Here is a 4,038-nt window from a genome sequence, read left to right as displayed (position 1 = left end):
GTCGGTCAGTGAGGTGGCGGACCGGCCCGTCGTGTCACGGGCTGGCGGCCAGGAAGACGAAGGCGGCGAACCCGGTGCGCCGGCACCTTCCAGTACGGCTGCGCCCGGAGTGCGGCGACGCGCCGGACTGCGTACGGATCCCGGCGCAGCCGGCCCCGCTCGCCCCGCCCGATTACGACACCCTGGCCCGCGACTACGCCGGGCTGCGCGCGATGCTGCTGGAGCGGCTGGACGTGCTCGCTCCGAACGCCGACCACTCCCCGGCAGACGTCACGGTCACCCTGATCGAACTCATGGCGCACCTCGGTGACCTGCTGCACTACCGGCTGGACCGGGTCGCCACCGAGTCCTGGCTCGGCACCGCCCGGCGCCGCGCCAGCGTCACCCGGCACGCCCGGCTGGTCGACCACCCCGTGCCGCCCGCGATCAGCTCCGCCACGTTCGTGCAGGTGCGGCGGGCTCACTCCAACGCCGGCCCGACCGACAGCAGCTTCGTCGTCCAGCCGGGCGACACCGCGACCGACGCGGCCGGCGACCCGGACCGGTCGCCCGACGCCGCGCACTTCACGCTGGAGACGGCCGGGCCGGTCACCGTATTCGCCTCGCACGCCGAGGTGCCGCTGTACGACTGGACCGAGGCGGACGCGGTGCTGACCGCCGGCGCGACCAGCGCGGTGCTCGTCCGCCCCCGGCCGGCCGACGGCACCCCGCTGGCCACCTGGCTGCCGGTGGGCTCGCTGCTCGCCTTCGAGGTGGTCGCACCCGGCGCGGCCGACGCCCAGCAGGATTGGGCCCGGCGGATCAGCAACTGGCCGCCGGACGACGGCGGCGGCGAGCAGATCCGCCTCCCGCTCGCCTCGTACCCGGCGCAGGTGGTCCGGGTGACCCACGCGGTCGAGATGACCGACCCGCTCTCCCCCGGCCTGCCGCTGGTGCGGGTGTTCTGGGATGCGGCCGACGCGCTGACCCGGCCGGTGCCGGTCAGCGTGGACCACTCCGGCGGGACCGCGCGGGTTGGCGTGGCCCGGCTCGGTGTCCTGCCCGCCCACCACGGCCTGCTGGTCGACGGCCCGGCGGCGGTGGCGCCGCTCGACCCGCTCACCGGCGGCCGGCCCGACCCGGCCCGCGAGCGGGTCGCGGACTACCTGCTCGTCCGGGCCGGCGCGGCGGGGCTGTCCTGCGCGCCGGGCGGGCGACCGTGGCGGCTGGACACCCGGGTGGCGCTGCCCAGCGGGGTCACCGTCGGGGCCACCCGGGTGACCAGCCTGCTGCGGGCGACGGCGGAGGGGTTCAGTGTGGTGGTCGACCACGACGACGACCACCCGCCCCGGCTGCGGTTCCGCACCGGCGTGCTGGGCGTGGTGCCGCCGGCCGAGTCGACGGTGACGGTGCGCTACGAGGTGGGCGCCGGCCCGGACGGGTTGATCGCCGCCAACACGCTCACCCGCCTCGTGCGGACCACCTCCCCGGCCGGGCAGCCGTGCGTGTGGGCGGACGCCGGCGCGGGAGTCACCGCGCGCAATCTCACGCCGGGGGTGGGCGGCACCGCGGCGGTGCCGCTCGACGACGTGCGCCGGGACGCTCCGCAGGCATACGCGGCGGTGCCCCGGCGGGCGGTGCTGGTGAGCGACCTGCCGCCGTTCGCCACCCAGGTCCCCGGGGTGGCCCGGGCGGCGGCGCGTCGCTCCTGGTCCGGCTCCTGGCCGGTCGGGCTGGTGGCCGTGGAGACGGGCAGCGACGTGGCCGACCCGTCGGTCGACGCAGCCGTGGGCGAGGTGCTGGACGCGGTGCGGATGGCCGGCACAGAGGTTGTCACCCTGGCGGCGACCCCGGTCGGCCTGCTCGTCTCGGTGACCGTGTGCCTGACCCCGGGGACCGATCCGGCGCTGGCCCGGCTGCGGATCCTGGCTGCGCTGCGGCCCGGCCGGCCGGGGGCGGTCTTCTCGCCGGCCGCGCACCCGCTCGGCACCTCGGTGTACGTGTCCGCGGTCGTCGCGGCCGTCGCCGCGGTGCCCGGTGTGGACGCGGTACGGGTGACGGAGGCCCGCCGGCTGTCCGAGCCGGCCGGCACCTACCACGAGGTGCTGGTGGTCGGCCCGGACGAGATCGCGGTCTGCGACGACGATGTCGCCGCGCCGGACCGGGGCCGGATCGAGCTGACCGTGGAGGGTGGCCGATGAGCGCGCCGGAGCCCCGCGAGCTGACGCCGCGACCCGACCCGCCGCCGGGGCTGTCCCGGCTGCGCCGCCGGCTGGCCGACCGGCCCGACTTCCGCGACGCGCTGCTGGCCGGGATCGCCGGGACGCCGGGCGGCACCGGCCCGCTGGGCGGGCGGCTGGACGTGGCGGGCGACCCGATGGTCGTCACCGCCGCCGAATTGTGGTCGCGGGTGGCCGACTCGGTCGCCGCGTACACCGAACTCACCGCCGGGGAGCGCTACCTGGGCACCGCCCAGGACTGGACGGACCTGCGCCGCACCGCCGACCTGCTCGGTCACCGGCCGACGCAGCGGGCCGCCGCGCACGGCTGGATCCGCTGCACGACGGACTCCGGCGCGAATCCGCTCGTCCCGGCCGGCACCCGGGTGCAGGCGCCGGGCACGGCCAGCAGCCCGGCGCAGACCTTCGAGGTGGTCACCGACACCCGACTGCGCGCCGACTGGGCCGACCTCACGGTCACCGCCGTGCCGGCCCCACAGCCCCCGCCGGGCCGCGCGCTGCGGCTGCTCACCGACCCCGGCTTCGGGGCCGGGGACCGGGTCGCGCTGGTCGCCGAGAAACCCTCGGGGTACGTGCCGATGCCGTCGACCTGGTGGAGCTGGCTTGGCTGGATGTCGGTCATCTACGCCCTCTACACCAGCAATGTGTCGCTGCGCGCGGTGGTGACGGTGACGAAGAAGTCCGACGACCTGGGCGCCTTCCTGGTCACCACCGACCGGGTGCTCACCGGGCTGCTGGCCCCGACGAGCGGCACCACCTACGCCGCCTACCGGGTCCGGGCGCGGCTGTCGCTGGCACACCGGCTCAGCAAGCTGTCCTACGTGAACTCGTCCGGCGCCGCCGCGACGGCCGCGGTCAGCTACCCGGGCGAGGCCGCAGCGGTCGGCACCAAGCATCTTTTGGTAACCGACGCGAGCGCGGCGAGCCCCGGCATGAACATCCTGGTCGCCAACTCGCACGGCGCGTTCGTCACCACGGTCAAGTCGGTCAGCGGCGTGGCCTGGTCGGTCGCGCCGGGCACGAAGCACCATGTCGGACGGATCGACCTGACCGACCCGCTGCCGACCGGCCAGCAGGACGACGACGTCGAGATCCTGCTGGTCGACCAGCGGGTCGTCGCCCAGCATCACGAGCTGCCGCCGCTGGTCCCCGGCGGGACCCGGCTGCGGGTGCACCCCCGCCCCGCCGAGGTACCCACCCACATCGCCGTGCGGACCACCGCCGGCTGGGAGCTGGCGGACTGCTCGCGAGACGCCGGCGACACCACCGACGACGTGGGGGGCATGTTGCTCGTCCTTGCGGACGGGCTCACCGGGACGGCCGCGCAGGCGCCGGCGACCGCCAACCTCGTCCCGGTCCGGCACGGCGAGACGCACGGCGGGCCGCTGACGGTGACCGACGGCGGCGCCGTCGTCCCCGGTCCGGTCACCGCCGACGTGGACCCGGCGGGCCGGGTCACCGACAGTCTCGCCGTCCGGGTCGGCGGGGTGGCCTACGACGAGGTCGACAGCCTGTTCGGGCGGGACCCGGCCGCGCCGGTGTTCACCACCCGGCTGGCAGCCGACGGCCGCCTCGTGCTCCGCTTCGGTGCCGAGGCGGTGCGGGGCGAGGTGACGGCGACCTGGCGGATCGGCGGTGGCCTGGTCGGCGAGCTGGACGCGACCCGGATCGACACGCTGCTCGGCAGCGTGCGCGGCGTCCGCAAGATCGCTGGGGTGGGCCGGACCACCGGCGCCGCCGACCAGGAGGACCCGCTGCGGATGCGGCGGGCCGCCGCCGCCCGGATCCTCCAGCACGGAAGCGCGTCGGGAGGGGACAG

Annotated in this window: 2 protein-coding genes; both read left to right on the top strand. The window is 76.6% G+C overall.

Annotated features, from left to right (window positions below):
• Positions 1 to 2,180, top strand: a 2,180-nt coding sequence (locus ACWEVO_RS31915; RefSeq protein ID WP_452311171.1) for a baseplate J/gp47 family protein, incomplete at its 5' end; no start/stop codon positions are given.
• On the top strand, positions 2,177 to 4,038 hold a 1,862-nt coding region (locus ACWEVO_RS31910; RefSeq protein ID WP_452311170.1), incomplete at its 3' end, for a hypothetical protein. The genes ACWEVO_RS31915 and ACWEVO_RS31910, both read left to right, overlap by 4 nt.

This window comes from Micromonospora sp. NPDC003776 (genome assembly GCF_053605645.1).
Note: the sequence above shows the minus strand (reverse complement) of the source record. Positions and strands in the feature narration are given on the sequence as shown.